This window comes from Serratia ureilytica, assembly GCF_017309605.1.
Lineage (GTDB): Bacteria > Pseudomonadota > Gammaproteobacteria > Enterobacterales > Enterobacteriaceae > Serratia > Serratia ureilytica.
In genome coordinates, this window is record NZ_CP071320.1 from 5,040,367 (window position 1) to 5,055,655 (window position 15,289).

Sequence of the window (15,289 nt, forward strand, 5' to 3'; positions counted from 1 at the left end):
GAGAACCGTTATGAGCACCACCGATACCATCGTAGCCCAAGCCACCCCGCCGGGACGCGGCGGCGTCGGCATTCTGCGCATTTCCGGCAGCAAGGCCAAAGACGTCGCCCAGGCGTTGCTCGGCAAGCTGCCGAAGCCGCGCTACGCTGACTATCTGCCGTTCCGCGACGCTACGGGCGCCACCCTCGATCAGGGCATCGCGCTGTGGTTCCCGGGGCCGAACTCCTTTACCGGCGAAGACGTGCTGGAACTGCAGGGCCACGGCGGGCCGGTGATCCTCGATCTGCTGCTCAAGCGCGTGCTGGCGCTGCCCGACGTGCGCATCGCGCGGCCGGGCGAGTTCTCCGAGCGCGCGTTTCTCAACGACAAACTCGATCTGGCGCAGGCCGAAGCGATTGCCGATCTGATCGACGCCAGCTCCGAGCAGGCGGCGCGTTCGGCGATGAACTCGCTGCAGGGCGCGTTCTCCACCCGCATCCACCAGCTCGTGGAAGCGCTCACTCACCTGCGAATCTATGTGGAAGCGGCGATCGACTTCCCGGACGAGGAAATCGACTTCCTGTCCGACGGTAAAATCGAGGCGCAGCTCAACGACGTGATGGCGGATCTGGACAACGTGCGCGGTGAAGCGCGCCAGGGCAGCCTGCTGCGCGAAGGGATGAAGGTGGTGATCGCCGGGCGCCCCAATGCCGGCAAATCGAGCCTGCTCAATGCGCTGGCAGGACGCGAGGCGGCGATCGTCACCGATATCGCCGGCACCACCCGCGACGTTCTGCGCGAACACATCCATATCGACGGCATGCCGCTGCACATCATCGACACCGCCGGCCTGCGCGACGCCAGCGACGAAGTGGAACGCATCGGCATCGAACGTGCATGGAACGAGATCGAACAGGCCGACAGGGTGCTGTTTATGGTTGACGGCACCACCACCGCCGCCACCGAGCCGGCGGAGATCTGGCCGGAGTTTATGGCGCGCCTGCCTGGCACGCTACCTATCACCGTGGTGCGCAACAAAGCCGACATCACCGGTGAAACGCTGGGTCTGACGGAAGTGAATAACCACTCACTTATTCGCCTGTCGGCCCGCACCGGCGAAGGCGTCGATGTGCTGCGCGATCATCTTAAACAGAGCATGGGCTTCACCAGCAACATGGAAGGCGGCTTCCTGGCGCGCCGCCGCCACCTGCAGGCGCTGGAACTGGCGGCGCAGCACCTGGTGCAGGGCAAAGAACAGTTAGTGAGCGCTTACGCGGGGGAGCTGCTGGCCGAGGAACTGCGCCAGGCGCAGCTGGCCCTGAGCGAAATCACCGGCGAATTCACCTCCGACGATCTGCTGGGCCGCATCTTCTCCAGCTTCTGTATCGGCAAGTAACACCGCCAGACGCCTTCACGGCCGGGACAAGCCCTTGTTCCGGCCGTTTTTCTTTTCCGCTCTCGCTCTGCGCGCCGGCTCACAGAGCCGCCGCAGCGTCCCGCGCTATACTGGTCAGTCAGGAATCTCTCTCAGGAACGAGTCAACATGGCATTGACCCTCAGGGTACTGCTGGAAAACCGCCGCGCCGCCGGCGCCAACCCGCTATTGCAGGCCAAGGCCGGGTTAAGCCTGCTGATTGAGGATGATACGACCTCCATACTGTTCGATACCGGCCCCGACGACAGCTTTCTGCGCAATGCGGCGCTGATGGGTGTCGATCTCTCCCGTATCACCGCGACGGTGCTCTCCCACGGCCACTATGACCACTGCGGCGGCGTCGCCTGGCTGCCAGACAACAGCCGTATCATCTGCCACCCGCAGGTCGGCGATGAGCGCTATGCGGCGCTGAAGGTGCTGGGCCACACTCGGAAAATAAAAAAGCTCTCTTTGGATATCGACTACTCGCGCCACCGCATGCAATACAGCCGAGAGCCGCTGGCGATCGGCGATCGCTTTATGTGGTCAGGCGAAATCGCGGTGCCCGCACCCCGCGCCTACGGGGTGATCGCCGGGGAGAACGCAGCGGTAGATTACGTTATTGACGAAGGGGTGCTGATTTACAAATCGGATCGCGGTCTGGTGATCGTGACCGGCTGCGGGCACCGCGGGATCGTCAATATCGTGCGCCATTGCCAGCAAATCACCGGGGTCGATCGGATCCACGCCTTGATCGGCGGTTTTCATCTGCGCTGCGCTTCCCCGCGCACGCTCTGGCGCGTCCGCCGTTTTTTGCGCCAGCATCAGCCGGAAAAGATTATGGGCTGCCACTGTACCGGCGCCTGGGGCCGGCTATGGCTGCCGGAAGGGATCGCGCCGGCCACCGGCGATAGGCTGGTGCTGGATTAAGCGTGCAGCTTTACACCAACAACGTTGCGATTACCGCGATCCCGCAGCCCAGCACGACGACGCCGATCCCCTTTTGCCTGCCGTCGCCCCGTAGCAAAAAATACAGTGATGGAATGAAAAAGACGGTCATCACGATAACGGGTATCGACCAGCCCGAGATGATCTTGATAATGCTCGGGTTGATCGCGCCAATAAACGTACAGACAACGATATTCCCTGCGATGATTCTCTTTTTGCCCGCCACGCCGAAGGACGTAATGCCATCGATCACGCCGGTCAACGTGCCGATATAGGCGCCGCCGGTCAGTAAACACAGCAACAGGGCAGCGCCTAACCACGCCGTGGCGTTGCCGGTCAAACCGGCGGTATAAAACAGCGCATCTACATTGCGGCTGTTAATGATTGAGATGTCATCCAGCGTCAGCAAACGGCTGATGGCGATAACGATCATGACGATAAACGCCATGATCAGTACCTTGCCAAACAGAATACTGCGCGCCTGCGGTCGTAAGGCGCTTTTCGCAAAGCGCTGGATGCACGGGGTAAAGTTAAATGTAAAAAGAAAAATCGGCAGCAGCAGCCACGTCTGCAATGAAATGCCAGGCGGCGCCTGCACCGCCTGCTGCCCCACCGCAGGTTGTAACAGGAAAAACACCGCCAGGATCGCCACCAGTACGATAGAAACCAGTGCCATTCTGGAAATCAGGTGCTCGATTCGCTGACTAAACGCCAACCATGCCACCGACAGCGCGGCACTCAGCAACAGCGAAATGCCGCCCCTGACCCAGAATCCGTTGTGGAAAAAAGACGCGACGACGTTGACCAAGGTGATGAAATTTATCAGCACGATAATAATCATCGACAAAATAAACAGCACACAGACGATTGCCGCTGCCCGCTCGCCGATAAATGTCGATGATGCCGCCAGGAAATCTTTCTCCGGGTGCGAAATGATGAATTTGAAAAAAAGATAGTGCGCCATCATCGATACCGACATGGCGATAACGATAAACAGCATGAACACTTTCATCCCCAGCACGCCCGGCCCCACCGCCTGTGGCAAAAAGAAAATCCCGGCGCCGAATGCCGTGGAGAAGAAAGTGACAGGCCAATACAGGTGTGAGATTTTCATGATGATGCTCGACCATCATGGCTATGCGTGACGCATAGCCAGCTGGCACAAAAATGTCATTCGAAACAGGATTTGCCGAAGAAGACCAGTAAAGAAGGCAAAGTGAAGTTATCGTAAAAAGTTGCGGCCGCACGATAGCCGTTAAGCACGTTGACGCGTGAACACAGCGGAAAAACACCAATATGCGACGTGTAATTATCAAAGATTTTATTGGAGGAAATGCGATACCGAATAGCCCTGAACGTCGCGGCATTTCCCGCCGCGCAGGTCGGTTTATTTTCCTTGATGATATCGAACGCGTGTTCACCCACCGTCATCTTCACATTTCCGTCTTGGCGCTGAAAATACGCCTCTTTATCCATACGGTTTTTAATGTGGCGTTTAAAGCGATCCGCCATGTTTTTCTCACTGACATAAAATGCTTTGATATCAATGCCATGACGTTGATTCGACGCCAGAATGTAGTCGTTTATTTTTTCCGGAATAATGTACGGCGATGTCGCCATCTTCCTGAATTCGTTAGCGCCGTCTATCTCGCTGCCATCACTTTTTTCCATATAGAAATCATTTATTTCCATCAAGAAGTCAGGCTGAACACTGAGCCGTCTGATGGATTCGGTAATGTAGTCGATGCAGAAGCGCGCGGACTTTTCCACTTCACTGCTGACAGAAAAACGATCGTCCAAATTAACCACGGTATGCCCACCGGAAATCACCACCTTATCCGTCAAAAAAGACGATGCCAGCGCGATGAGGTCTTCAACGTTGTTATTTGAAACCTCATTGTTGATAACCTCAGCGATCCCATTCTGATCGGCTTTGTAGACAATAAAGCGATCTTCACCCTTCCAACCTTTTTTGCAGTTACATTTATATTCTTTAAAAACAACACGTTCAGCTGTCTTATAAAAATCGGCGCTTTGCAGCGGCATTAATTCGAGATCTGGCATACCCTTCTTCCCTATTCGTAGCCAATGACGCCAACTTTTTATAACAATAGCTAATGTAAATTTAGTGACCTGACTCTGATAATTAATAAACACCCACAATAAATAGGGTTTTTGTGGGTTTGCTCACATTTTCAAGTTCAGGTTATTTTAACCATTTTTATTATGTGGTTTTATATTTCCAACAAACGAATGCGGAGAGGTGGGCGAGTGGTTTAAGCCAGATTTAAGAAACTAACCGTTTCTTAAATCCACACGAGTCATCGTGTCGTAGGTTCGAATCCTGCTCTCTCCGCCAACTTTTTCTTATCAGGCGATATTTTATGGGTTCATTGGACGCCGTCGATTCGAAAGCGGCTGGCTTCGGAACTGATTAATTTTATGCACGACCCCGTTACGCAACGCGATTTGAGGTCTGAATAACCTTCGCCTTGCATGCCCCCATCCCCTCCTGCACAGCGCAAAAGCCAACAAATCGGATAATCCGCATAGTGTTTTTTGATGATAAATCCTCAACTTAGTCTTAATCTAACACCCCTGCGTTCTTAGCGACCCTCTGTCATGGAGTGAACAATGGCGTGTCATTTTGCCCGATGGACCCCGGCCTCCGCTGTCCTGGATACCCAGAGACTCTCCGACGAAGTGATAGCCGCCACCCGCACCTTTTCCGTTAAGCGCCGCACGCGTTACCTGCAAGGGCGCATTCTGCTCGCCGAAATGATGTTTTACCTGTACGGCCTGCCGACGCTTCCCCCTATAGCCACCACCCCGACCGGCCGCCCCTGCTTCGCCGATCATCAGCTGCCCGATTTTAGCCTCGCCTACGCCAGCAACACCGTGGGCGTGCTGCTCAGCGACGAAGGCAAAGTCGGACTGGATATCGAAGTGATGCGGGCGCGCGGCACCCGGCAAAGCGCGCTGCAACACGCGCATCAGACGCCGGCGGAAAGTGCCTGGATCGGCGCGCAGGACGATCGGCTGGAGGCGGAAACTCAGCTGTGGAGCATCCGGCAAAGCGTGCTGAAAATTTCCGGCCTGGGCAACAGCGGCCAGTCTACGCTGCGTCTGCATCCGTTCTCCGGGCACCTGCGCTCCAGCGCCACGCCGGACGTTCAGGTGATGAGCGACGCCGATGAATACCTGAGCTGGGCCTGCGCCGGCAGCCCCGGGCTGGATCGCCTGCTGTGCTGGCGCTACGAAGAGCGCCGCGGCCTGCACAAAGACGGGGAAATCTCGCCCCGCAGCCCGGCGGCGTCCTCGCGATTCGTCAAACTGACGGGCCTGAAGACGCCCGGTTAACGTGGCGCAAGGCGGATAAAGCCGTTTTTACCGCACGAATTTCTGCCGTAATTTGTAAAAACAGCTAAATGTTGAGCAATCGCCTATTCTCGACCCGAGCTTTAGCCTACTATTCGCCCATGTTGTCCGCTGAATCTGCTCATTCGAAAGGGAGAATCATCATGTCAGACCAAGCCTTAAAAATCGTCACTCTGCTCGGCAGCCTGCGCAAAGGCTCCTACAACGCCATGGTGGCCCGCGCTCTGCCAGGCCTGGCTCCGCAGGGCGTCACCATTGAAGCGCTGCCTTCCATCCGCGATATCCCGCTGTACGACGCCGACATGCAACAGGGTGAGGGTTTCCCTGCCGCGGTCGAAGCGATAGCAGAGCAGATCCGCCAGGCCGACGGCGTGATCATCGTCACCCCCGAATACAACTATTCCGTGCCCGGCGGGTTGAAAAACGCCATCGATTGGTTGTCTCGCTTGCCGAATCAACCGCTGGCCGGCAAGCCGGTGGCCATTCAAACCAGCTCGATGGGGCCCATCGGCGGCGCGCGCTGCCAGTACCACCTGCGCCAGATCCTGGTGTTCCTGGATGCGATGGTGATGAACAAGCCCGAGTTTATGGGCGGCGTGATCCAGAACAAGGTCGATGAACAGGCCGGTGAACTGAGCGATCAGGGAACGCTGGATTTCCTGACCGGCCAGCTGTCCGCGTTCAGCGATTTCATTCGCCGCGTGGAATGACGGTCTCGCGGCGCCCGCAGGGTGCCGCAACAGGACATGAAGTCCGCCAATTTATTGAAATTAAAGCCATAGCATCATGTATTTTTTCATTTTAGCGTTATTTTTCGTTTCCATCACCAGTCCCGCTTTCGCCGCAGACATGCGTTATCCCGCCGGTGAAGAGCCGCTGGAGCTGCCTGCGCACAGTGCGCTTAACGCCCAACTGTCGCGATCCGCGCAAAACCAGGAAGATAAAAAGCTGGGCGCCATGTCGCTGTACCTGACGCTGATGCGCGAAGACGGCCGCAACGTCTGGGCCCCCTACCAGTTGGCGGTATCGTCGGCGGAGAAAGGGCAAACCGAGCTGGCGGAGCGCTATCTGCAGCTGAGCGCCGATCGCGGCCTGTGGTACTACTACAATCTGCTGGAGGACGACGCCTTCAACAGCATCCAGCATTCCGCCACCTACCAATCCATTCTGGCCGCCACCAAAGCGCGCTATCTGCAGCACGCCCGCCGCTATGAAGGCAAAGCCAGCTACGCGATACCGGACGGCGAAGCGCCGCCCGAAGGTTGGCCAACGGTGATCTTCCTGCATACCTACGGCAAGGCCGCCGCCATCAGCCCCGAGGAACGGCTGCTGTTCGGCGAAATGGGCGTGGCCTATATCGAGATCAACGGCACGCAGATGTTGTCGGAAAACAGCTTCCGCTGGTCGAATTACAGCGACGAAAGCACCCAGGCCGCCCTTCAGCGTACGGTGCAACAGCTGGCTCCACAGTTAAAGCTGAACCCCCAGCGGATTTATCTCAGCGCTCGCGGCCAGGGTGCGCTGCACGCCGCCAATCTGATCGCGAAGTACCCGCAGTTTTACGCCGGCGCGCTATTGATCGCCCCCAACGGCGAGATCAAGCCGGCCCAGCAGTCGCTGGCGGCGAAAAAGAAAATCGTGATGGCGTATTACGATCGGCAGAACTTCAGCGAGCAGGCGCTGGCATTGCACTTCGCCAATCTGTTCGGAGAGGATAATCAGGTGCAGACGCTGCACTTCGCCCAAGGGGAGGATGCCGCCGGCAGTTGGCAGGCGCGCTTCAGGCGGCCATTGCAATGGGTGCTGGATCGGGCGCCGGATGCGACGCCGGGAGTCTAAGGTTTCAGGGCCGACGGACGTCGGCCCTTTGGCTGTCAATGGCCGTCGACGAAGACGATCTTCAGCACGAACAGCAGCGCCACGACCACCACGCACGGGCTGATTTCACGCCAGCGGCCGGTGCCGAGCTTCATCACGCAGTAGGAGATAAAGCCGAGCGCAATGCCTTCGGTGATCGAGAAGCTGAACGGCATCATCACCGCGGTGACAAACGCCGGTACCGCTTCGGTCAGATCGTCCCATTTCACCCGCGCCAGGCTGGAGGTCATCAGCACGCCGACGTAGATCAGCGCGCCGGCGGCGGCATACGCCGGCACCATACCCGCCAGCGGCGACAGGAAGATCACCAGCAGGAACAGCAGGCCGGTGACCACCGCCGTCAAACCGGTGCGGCCGCCCACGGCGACGCCGGATGAGCTTTCAATGTAAGCGGTTACGGAAGAAGTGCCCGCCAGCGAACCGGCCACCGAGCTGATGCTGTCAACATACAGCGCCTGCTTCATGCGCGGGAACTTGCCCTGGTTGTCGGTCAAACCGGCTTTATCGGTGACGCCGATCAGGGTGCCGGAGGAGTCGAACAGGTTCACCAGCATAAACGAGAAGATGACCCCGGCCAGCCCGATGTTCAGCGCGCCGGCCACGTCGACCTGGCCCACTACCGAGGTGATGCTCGGCGGCAAGGAGAACAGGCCGCCGTATTTCACGTCGCCCAGCATCCAGCCGATCAGGGTAGTGACCACGATCGATACCAGCACCGCCGCGTGGAAGTTGCGCGAAGAGAGCACGGCAATGATGAAGAAGCCGAGTGCCCCCAGCAGCACATTGTGCGAGGTCAGGCTGCCGATGGCCACCAGCGTGTCCGGGTTGGCCACCACGATGCCGGCGTTTTTCAGCCCCATCATGCCGATGAACAAACCGATGCCGCTGGTGATGCCGACCCGCAGGCTGACCGGAATGTTGGCGATCATCCAGTAGCGAATGCGGAAAATGGTCAGCAGCAGCAGGCCGACCGCGCCCCAGAAGATGGCGCCCATGCCCACCTGCCAGGAGATGCCCATCGCGCCGACCACCACGAAGGCGAAGAAGGCGTTCAGGCCCATCGCCGGCGCCAACGCCACCGGCAGGTTCGCCAGCAGGCCCATAAAGATGCTGCCGAAGGCGGCGATCAAACAGGTGGTGACAAATACCGCCTGGGTATCCATGCCCGCCGCGCCCAAAATTTGCGGGTTAACGAACACGATATACACCATGGTGAGGAAAGTGGTGATACCGGCAATCGTTTCCGTACGCGCCGTCGTGCCATGTTGCTTGAGTTTAAACACGCGCCCAAGCAAGCCTTGCTCAGCGTCAAGGCCAGATACTGGTTTGGTCATTATCAGAATTCCGAAAATGGGAATGGACAGTCGCCGGCTATCCTATAACAAAAAATGGGGCTTTTGACGCCGGTCACAGGTTTTTTTCTCCGTCTTTACGGCTAAACGCGTCAACGGCTTGTATTTACAGGCATTCATTCTCCATCACAGCCCGCCGCGTTGCCGTTTGCCGGCACGGCCGATAAAATGGCCTATCGCATCTCTTACCCTACCCGCTAAAAAAACAGGAACCCGCATGTCTTCGACCTTTATCGATAAGCTCGCGTTGATCGCGCTGAAAGATGACAAAGTGGCGCTGGTGCGCTCGCACAACAAGACGCTGTTTTATGTGCCGGGCGGAAAGCGCGAAGCGGGTGAAACCGATGAGCAGGCGCTGTGCCGCGAAATCGACGAAGAGCTGACCGTTGCGCTGCAGCCGCAATCCATCGCATTTTACGGCGAGTTCACCGGCCCGGCGGACGGCAAGCAGGACGGCACCCAGGTGCGCATTCGTTGCTACCAGGCCGACTTTACCGGGCAGTTGCAGCCGGCCGCCGAAATCGCCGAGCTGAAGTGGTGCGACAGCCGCGATCTGCCACAGTGTTCACACGTCGCCGCGCTGATTTTGCACGATCTCAAAGCGCGTAGCCTGATCAAGTGATCGCTGAGCGGCCTCAGCGACGTTAACCCGAAGGAACCTGTCCCGCATGAATCAGATTGACTGCATTTTGTTCGACTGCGACGGCACGCTGGTGGACAGCGAAGTGCTGTGCAGCAAAGCCTATGTCCATATGTTCGCCCGCTACGGCATTCATCTGTCGCTGGAAGAGGTATTCAAGAAATACAAAGGGGTGAAGCTGTACGAGATCATCGATCGGGTCAACGCCGAGCAGGGCACTGACCTGGCAAAAGAGACGCTGGAGCCGCTGTATCGGCAGGAAGTGGCGCGGCTGTTCGACAGCGAACTACAACAGATTGCCGGCGCCCGCGAGCTGCTGGCGCAGGTGACGGTGCCAGTCTGCACCGTCTCCAACGGGCCGGTCAGCAAGATGCAGCACTCGCTCGGCCTGACCGGCATGCTGCCTTATTTTGATGACCGGTTGTTCAGCGGCTATGACATTCAGCGCTGGAAGCCGGACCCGGCGATCGTGTTTCACGCCGCCGAACAGATGCAGGTGCCGGTGACGCGCTGCATCCTGGTGGACGATTCGCCCGCCGGCGCGCAGGCCGGCATCAATGCCGGCATCCCGGTCTTTTACTTCTGCGCCGATCCGCATAACCCGCCGATCGACCACCCGCTGGTGACAACGTTTGACGACCTGGCTCAATTGCCCGCGCTGTGGCGCGAACGCGGCTGGCGGCTGACGGCCGATTAACTGGCCGGCAACGGCGGCTTGTTGCGCCACCAGCGCCAGGAGCGCTTCAGGCCGCGGGTTTGCGCGCCGAAATGGCGGTTGACCGCGTTGGCCAGCAGATCGAGCGCCAGGCAGAACACGAAATAGACCAGCGCCACGAACAGGAAGACTTCCATCGGGTAGACCATGCTGCGGTTGTTGACCTGGGTCGCCAGGAAGGTCAGTTCGCCAACGCCGACGATATAAGCCAACGAGGTGTCTTTGATCAGAGAAATCCACTGGTTTATGAACGACGGCACCATCATGCGCAGCGCCTGCGGCAGCACGATCATGCGCAGCGTCTGCCAGCGGGTCAGCCCCAGAGAAAGCCCGGCCTGCCACTGACCGGGGCCGATCGCGGCGATGCCGGCTTTCACCGCATGGGCCAGATAGGCCGAGGCGATCAGCGCCAGCGCGCACACGACGGTGGTGATTTCCGGGATCTCGACGCCAAACACCATCGGCAACAGGAAATAGGTCCAGAAGATCAGCATGATGACCGGAATGGCGCGGAAAAAGCCCAACACCGCCGCCAGCAGCCCGGCGGCGATGCCGCGCGACATCGCCAGCGCCACGCCGAGCAGGGTGCCGAGCACCGCCGAGGCGACCCCGGCCATCAGGCTTATCGCCAACGTCAGCGCCGCGCCGCCCAGCGGCCCATCCGGCCAGGTGCCCCACAGCAGGTAGCCCAGGTTGTCGTGAATCACGCTGAAATCCATCTCAATGCCCTCCCAGCGGTTTACGCTGTTGTCGCCACATGCCCCAGCCTTCCAGCAGCGCGATGATGGCGATATACAGTACCGTCGCCACGCCGAACGCCTGGAAAGTGCGCAGGGTTTCGGTTTCGACCTGACGCGAGGCGTAAGAGAGTTCGGCCACGCCGATCGCCATGGTCAACGACGAGTTCTTGATCACGTTCATGTATTGGCCCAGCAGCGGCGGCAGCGCGATTTTCAGCGCCTGCGGCAGCACCACATAGCGCATCGCCTGCCAGCCGGTCAGCCCCAGCGCCTGAGCGGCATATTTCTGCCCGCCGGCGACGCCGCGAATACCGGAGCGGATCTCTTCGGCGATAAAGGCGGTGGAGTACAGCGTCAGGCCGAAGAAACCGGCGAGAAACTCGAACGACGGCCACTCAAGCGGGCCAACCTGATGGGCGCTGTTCAGCCACTGCATGGCGGCGGACGGCAGGATCTGCCCGGCGGCGAAGTACCAGAAGAACAGCTGCACCAGCAGCGGCGTATTGCGAAACAGCGAACTGTACCCCATCGCCAGCCAGCGCAACGGCCGCAGGCTGCTGTCGCGCATCGCCGCCAGCACAAAGCCCAGCAGCGTAGCCGCCAGCCCCGCACAGGCGGAAAGCCACAGCGTCAGCAGAAAACCGTGCCACAGCCAGCTCAGGTATTGCGGCGCCAGCAGCCAGTCCAGGTTCATGTTCAATCCTTGTCTTGCAGAATGCATCAGGGGCGCAGCAAGCTGCGCCCCTCCGTGCCTATCTCACCGCAAGCGGTTAAGTCAGGCTTTTGGTTGCTGATCCAAAGGCGCGATTTTGAAATCGCCGCGCGGTTGAGCGGATTTGGTTTCCGGCCCGAACCAGCGATCGTAAATCTTAACCGCTTCGCCGTCTTTTTCCAGCTTGATCAGCGTCTCGTTCACCGCGGCGGTCAGGCGATCTTCACCCTTGGGAATGCCGACGCCCTGATACTCTTTGGTCAGGCTGAACGGCGAAATTTCAAACTCCGCCTTTTGCGCCGCCGGCAGGTTGCCGAGCAGGCCGACCAGCTTGGCGTCGTCCTGAGTGATCGCCTGCACGTTGCCGTTACGCAGCGCCACGAACGCCAGCGGGGTATCATCGTAGGAGATCACTTTCGCCGTCGGGAAACGCTCGCGCAGGGTGATTTCCTGCACCGTGCCCTTATCCGCGCCGATGCGCAGCTTCTTGATGTCTTCCGGCGTTTTCAACACGCCTTTGCGGGCGATGAATTTCTGGCCAGTGGCGAAGTACGGCACGCTGAAGTTCACTTCCTTGGCGCGCTCGTCGGTAATGGTGAAGTTGGCGGCAATCAGGTCAACCTTCTTCGACACCAGCAGCGGAATGCGGTTGGCCGGGTTGGTGGCGCGCAGCTCCACTTTCACCCCCAGCGCTTTGCCGATCGCGTCGGCGACATCCACATCGTAGCCCACCAGCTTCTTGCTCTGCGGATCGATGTAGCCGAACGGCGGGTTGCTGTCGAACACCGCGATGCGCACCACGCCGGCTTGCTTGATATCGTCAAGTTTGTCCGCGTGCGCGGCGCCGGCGGCGAAACCGGTCAGACTGGCTAACAACGTTAAGGCCAAAGCGCGATGTTTCATAGAAAGCTCCTAAGTGGTTGATGTCCTGCTGGCGGATAAGCTAGCAAGCGCCACATAGGTCAGGAAATAATATAAAAAGCTATATTTATAACCTTTTTATCTTTACGAGCTTAAGATGGAATAAAGGCGCGGGAAACCGCGCCTTGGAAGGATATTACCCGGAAAGGGTTAGTCGTCTTTTTCGTCTTTACCGCCCGGAGACAGCAGCTTTTCCAGGGCGTCGCCGCCCAAATGACGGAAATCCTGTCCTTTGACGAAATAGAAGATAAATTCGCAGATGTTCTGGCAGCGATCGCCGATACGCTCGATAGAACGGGCGCAGAACAGCGCGGTCAGCACGCTCGGAATGGTGCGCGAATCTTCCATCATGTAGGTCATCAGCTGACGTACGATGCCTTCGTATTCCTGGTCGACCTTTTTATCTTCACGGTAAATACGGATCGCTTCGTCCAGATCCATGCGCGCGAACGCGTCCAGCACGTCGTGCAGCATCTGAACGGTGTGGCGCCCCAGCGACTCCAGGCTGACCAGCAGCGGCTGGTGCTGGTGCGAGAACTTCTCCAGCGCGGTGCGGCAGATCTTGTCCGCCACGTCGCCGATGCGTTCCAGCTCAGAAATGGTTTTGATGATCGCCATCACCAGACGCAGATCGCTGGCGGTCGGCTGGCGCTTGGCGATAATGCGCACGCAGGCTTCGTCGATCGCCACTTCCATCATGTTGACCTTGGCGTCGCCTTCGATCACGCGCTTGGCCAGCTCGCCATCCTGATTGTGCATCGCGGTGATGGCGTCGGTCAGCTGCTGCTCCACCAGCCCGCCCATGGTCAGCACCTGGGTGCGGATATGCTCGAGCTCTGCGTTGAACTGGCCGGAAATGTGTTTGTTTAAATTCAGGTTATCCATGATGCTTCCTATCAACCATAACGGCCAGTGATGTAATCTTCAGTCTGCTTTTTCTGCGGCGCAGTGAACAGGTTATCAGTATCACTGAACTCGATCAGCTCGCCCAGATACATAAATGCGGTAGAGTCGGAACAGCGCGCCGCCTGCTGCATGTTGTGCGTCACGATCACCACGGTGTAATCAGCCTTCAGCTCGCTGATCAGCTCTTCAATCTTGCCGGTGGAGATCGGATCCAGCGCTGAGCAAGGCTCATCCAGCAACAACACTTCCGGACGAATGGCGATGCCGCGGGCGATGCACAGACGCTGCTGCTGGCCGCCGGAGAGGCTGTAGCCGCTCTGGTGCAGCTTGTCCTTGGTTTCGTTCCACAGCGCCGCTTTGGTCAGCGCCCACTGCACGCGCTCGTCCATATCGGCGCGCGACAGCTTTTCAAACAGGCGAACGCCGAAGGCGATGTTGTCGTAAATCGACATCGGGAACGGCGTCGGCTTTTGGAACACCATGCCGACCTTGGCGCGCAGCAGCGCGATATCCGAGTTGTCGGTCAGGATGTTCTGGCCGTCCAGCAGAATGCCGCCTTCCGCACGCTGTTCCGGGTACAGCTGGTACATCTTGTTGAAGGTGCGCAGCAGGGTGGACTTGCCACAGCCGGATGGGCCGATAAACGCGGTGACCTTGTTCTTGGCGATATCCAGCGTGATGTTCTTCAGCGCATGGAATTTGCCGTAGTAGAAGTTCAGATCGCGTACCTGAATTTTGCTGCTGGAAGCGTCAGTAACCATACTCATCAAGACTTCTCTCTTTTCATCAGCGCCGCCAAAGCGGCGCTCAAAATTTTATGAATGCTTTTTCTTGGCGAAAATCACGCGCGCCAGGATATTCAGTAACAGTACGCACAGGGTGATCAACAGCACCCCGGCCCAGGCCAGCTGTTGCCATTCGGCGAACGGGCTCATGGCGAATTTGAAGATGGTCACCGGCAGGTTGGCTATCGGCTGCATCAGGTCGGTGCTCCAGAACTGGTTCGACAGCGAGGTGAACAGCAGCGGCGCCGTTTCCCCCGCAATGCGCGCAATCGCCAGCAGCACGCCGGTGATGATGCCGGACACCGACGCCTTCAGCGTGATGGCGGAAATCATGCGCCATTTCGGCGTGCCCAGCGCATAAGCGGCCTCGCGCAGCGTATCCGGCACCAGTTTCAGCATGTTCTCGGTGGTGCGAATGACGATCGGCACCTGCAGCAGCGCCAGCGCCACGATGCCGGCCCAACCGGAGAAGTGTTCCATCTTCGCCACCACAATGGTGTAAACGAACAGGCCCACCACGATCGACGGTGCGGACAACAGAATATCGTTGATAAAGCGGATCACTTCCGCCAACCAGGATTTACGTCCGTATTCCGCCAGATAAATACCGGCCATGATGCCCAGCGGCGTGCCGAAGATGGTCGCCCACAGGATCAACAGCCCGCTGCCGGCGATGGCGTTGGCCAAGCCGCCGCCCGCGGTGTTCGGCGGCGGGGTCATCTCGGTGAACAGCGCCAGCGACATACCGTCGAAGCCTTTGGTCACGGTGGCGATAAGGATCCAGATCAGCCAGAACAGCCCGAACGCCATGGTCGCCATCGACAGGAACAGCGCGAGGCGGTTTTTCTGGCGGCGCCAGGCCTGCATTTTGCGGCGGCTTTCCGCCAGAACGACTGCGTTTTGCATATCCATCGTCGCCAT

The 15,289-nt window shown here is 58.6% G+C and carries 17 protein-coding genes and 1 pseudogene; 9 read left to right on the plus strand and 9 right to left on the minus strand.

Going from position 1 to position 15,289, the window contains the following annotated elements:
* Positions 1 to 10: 10 nt before the first annotated feature.
* Both mnmE and J0X03_RS23840 read left to right on the plus strand, forming a co-directional pair.
* Complete coding sequence (gene mnmE, locus J0X03_RS23835) at positions 11 to 1,375, plus strand: tRNA uridine-5-carboxymethylaminomethyl(34) synthesis GTPase MnmE (protein WP_004933873.1); 1,365 nt, start codon at positions 11 to 13, stop codon at positions 1,373 to 1,375.
* Positions 1,376 to 1,522: 147 nt separating this feature from the next.
* The gene (locus tag J0X03_RS23840) at positions 1,523 to 2,323 is read left to right on the plus strand and encodes an MBL fold metallo-hydrolase (RefSeq protein WP_069101018.1); all 801 of its coding nucleotides are present in this window, start codon (positions 1,523 to 1,525) and stop codon (positions 2,321 to 2,323) included.
* 10 nt (positions 2,324 to 2,333) lie between these two features.
* Here J0X03_RS23840 and J0X03_RS23845 read toward each other — a convergent pair whose 3' ends face one another.
* The gene (locus tag J0X03_RS23845) at positions 2,334 to 3,341 is read right to left on the minus strand and encodes an amino acid permease (RefSeq protein WP_230358662.1); all 1,008 of its coding nucleotides are present in this window, start codon (positions 3,339 to 3,341) and stop codon (positions 2,334 to 2,336) included.
* On the opposite strand from J0X03_RS23845, the gene J0X03_RS24235 reads away from it, so the two are divergent.
* Positions 3,340 to 3,486: a hypothetical protein gene (locus J0X03_RS24235; protein ID WP_226772979.1), complete on the plus strand. Its 147-nt coding sequence runs from the start codon at positions 3,340 to 3,342 to the stop codon at positions 3,484 to 3,486. The genes J0X03_RS23845 and J0X03_RS24235 overlap by 2 nt on opposite strands.
* 25 nt (positions 3,487 to 3,511) lie before the next feature.
* Here the strand turns inward: J0X03_RS24235 and J0X03_RS23850 are convergent, their stop codons facing one another.
* Positions 3,512 to 4,405 carry a hypothetical protein gene (locus J0X03_RS23850; RefSeq protein ID WP_160204698.1) on the minus strand — a complete coding sequence of 298 codons (894 nt, stop codon included), beginning with the start codon at positions 4,403 to 4,405 and terminating at the stop codon, positions 3,512 to 3,514.
* A gap of 193 nt (positions 4,406 to 4,598) precedes the next feature.
* Between J0X03_RS23850 and J0X03_RS23855 the strand changes: the two are divergent.
* From J0X03_RS23855 to J0X03_RS23870, 4 genes and pseudogenes are all read left to right on the plus strand, one after another.
* Positions 4,599 to 4,700, plus strand: a pseudogene (locus tag J0X03_RS23855).
* Between the two features lie 275 nt (positions 4,701 to 4,975).
* The gene (locus tag J0X03_RS23860; RefSeq protein WP_033645147.1) at positions 4,976 to 5,701 is read left to right on the plus strand and encodes a 4'-phosphopantetheinyl transferase family protein; all 726 of its coding nucleotides are present in this window, start codon (positions 4,976 to 4,978) and stop codon (positions 5,699 to 5,701) included.
* A gap of 161 nt (positions 5,702 to 5,862) precedes the next feature.
* Positions 5,863 to 6,429, plus strand: a complete 567-nt coding sequence (locus J0X03_RS23865; protein WP_033645148.1) for an NADPH-dependent FMN reductase — start codon at positions 5,863 to 5,865, stop codon at positions 6,427 to 6,429.
* 76 nt (positions 6,430 to 6,505) lie between these two features.
* Entirely contained in the window at positions 6,506 to 7,558 is a 1,053-nt protein-coding gene (locus J0X03_RS23870; RefSeq protein WP_033645149.1) for an alpha/beta hydrolase, read from the plus strand.
* 35 nt (positions 7,559 to 7,593) lie between these two features.
* Here the strand turns inward: J0X03_RS23870 and J0X03_RS23875 are convergent, their stop codons facing one another.
* Entirely contained in the window at positions 7,594 to 8,931 is a 1,338-nt protein-coding gene (locus tag J0X03_RS23875; RefSeq protein WP_033645150.1) for an NCS2 family permease, read from the minus strand.
* A 235-nt stretch (positions 8,932 to 9,166) separates the two neighbouring features.
* Here J0X03_RS23875 and J0X03_RS23880 point away from each other — a divergent pair, with 235 nt between their 5' ends.
* Both J0X03_RS23880 and yieH read left to right on the plus strand, forming a co-directional pair.
* Entirely contained in the window at positions 9,167 to 9,571 is a 405-nt protein-coding gene (locus J0X03_RS23880; RefSeq protein ID WP_033645151.1) for an NUDIX hydrolase, read from the plus strand.
* A 46-nt stretch (positions 9,572 to 9,617) separates the two neighbouring features.
* Positions 9,618 to 10,286, plus strand: coding sequence for a 6-phosphogluconate phosphatase (gene yieH, locus J0X03_RS23885; RefSeq protein WP_004933845.1), 669 nt, complete (start codon positions 9,618 to 9,620; stop codon positions 10,284 to 10,286).
* Here yieH and J0X03_RS23890 read toward each other — a convergent pair.
* From J0X03_RS23890 to pstA, 6 genes are all read right to left on the minus strand, one after another.
* Positions 10,283 to 11,023 (minus strand): amino acid ABC transporter permease, encoded by a 741-nt coding sequence (locus J0X03_RS23890; RefSeq protein ID WP_047026001.1) that lies wholly within the window; start codon positions 11,021 to 11,023, stop codon positions 10,283 to 10,285. The genes yieH and J0X03_RS23890 overlap by 4 nt on opposite strands.
* 1 nt (position 11,024) lies before the next feature.
* The gene (locus J0X03_RS23895) at positions 11,025 to 11,738 is read right to left on the minus strand and encodes an amino acid ABC transporter permease (RefSeq protein ID WP_033645154.1); all 714 of its coding nucleotides are present in this window, start codon (positions 11,736 to 11,738) and stop codon (positions 11,025 to 11,027) included.
* Between the two features lie 81 nt (positions 11,739 to 11,819).
* Positions 11,820 to 12,659, minus strand: coding sequence for an ABC transporter substrate-binding protein (locus J0X03_RS23900; protein ID WP_025304747.1), 840 nt, complete (start codon positions 12,657 to 12,659; stop codon positions 11,820 to 11,822).
* A gap of 168 nt (positions 12,660 to 12,827) precedes the next feature.
* Positions 12,828 to 13,562: a phosphate signaling complex protein PhoU gene (phoU, locus tag J0X03_RS23905; RefSeq protein ID WP_004933833.1), complete on the minus strand. Its 735-nt coding sequence runs from the start codon at positions 13,560 to 13,562 to the stop codon at positions 12,828 to 12,830.
* Between the two features lie 11 nt (positions 13,563 to 13,573).
* Positions 13,574 to 14,344 (minus strand): phosphate ABC transporter ATP-binding protein PstB, encoded by a 771-nt coding sequence (gene pstB / locus J0X03_RS23910; protein WP_016929614.1) that lies wholly within the window; start codon positions 14,342 to 14,344, stop codon positions 13,574 to 13,576.
* Between the two features lie 54 nt (positions 14,345 to 14,398).
* Positions 14,399 to 15,289: a phosphate ABC transporter permease PstA gene (gene pstA, locus J0X03_RS23915; RefSeq protein ID WP_019455481.1), complete on the minus strand. Its 891-nt coding sequence runs from the start codon at positions 15,287 to 15,289 to the stop codon at positions 14,399 to 14,401.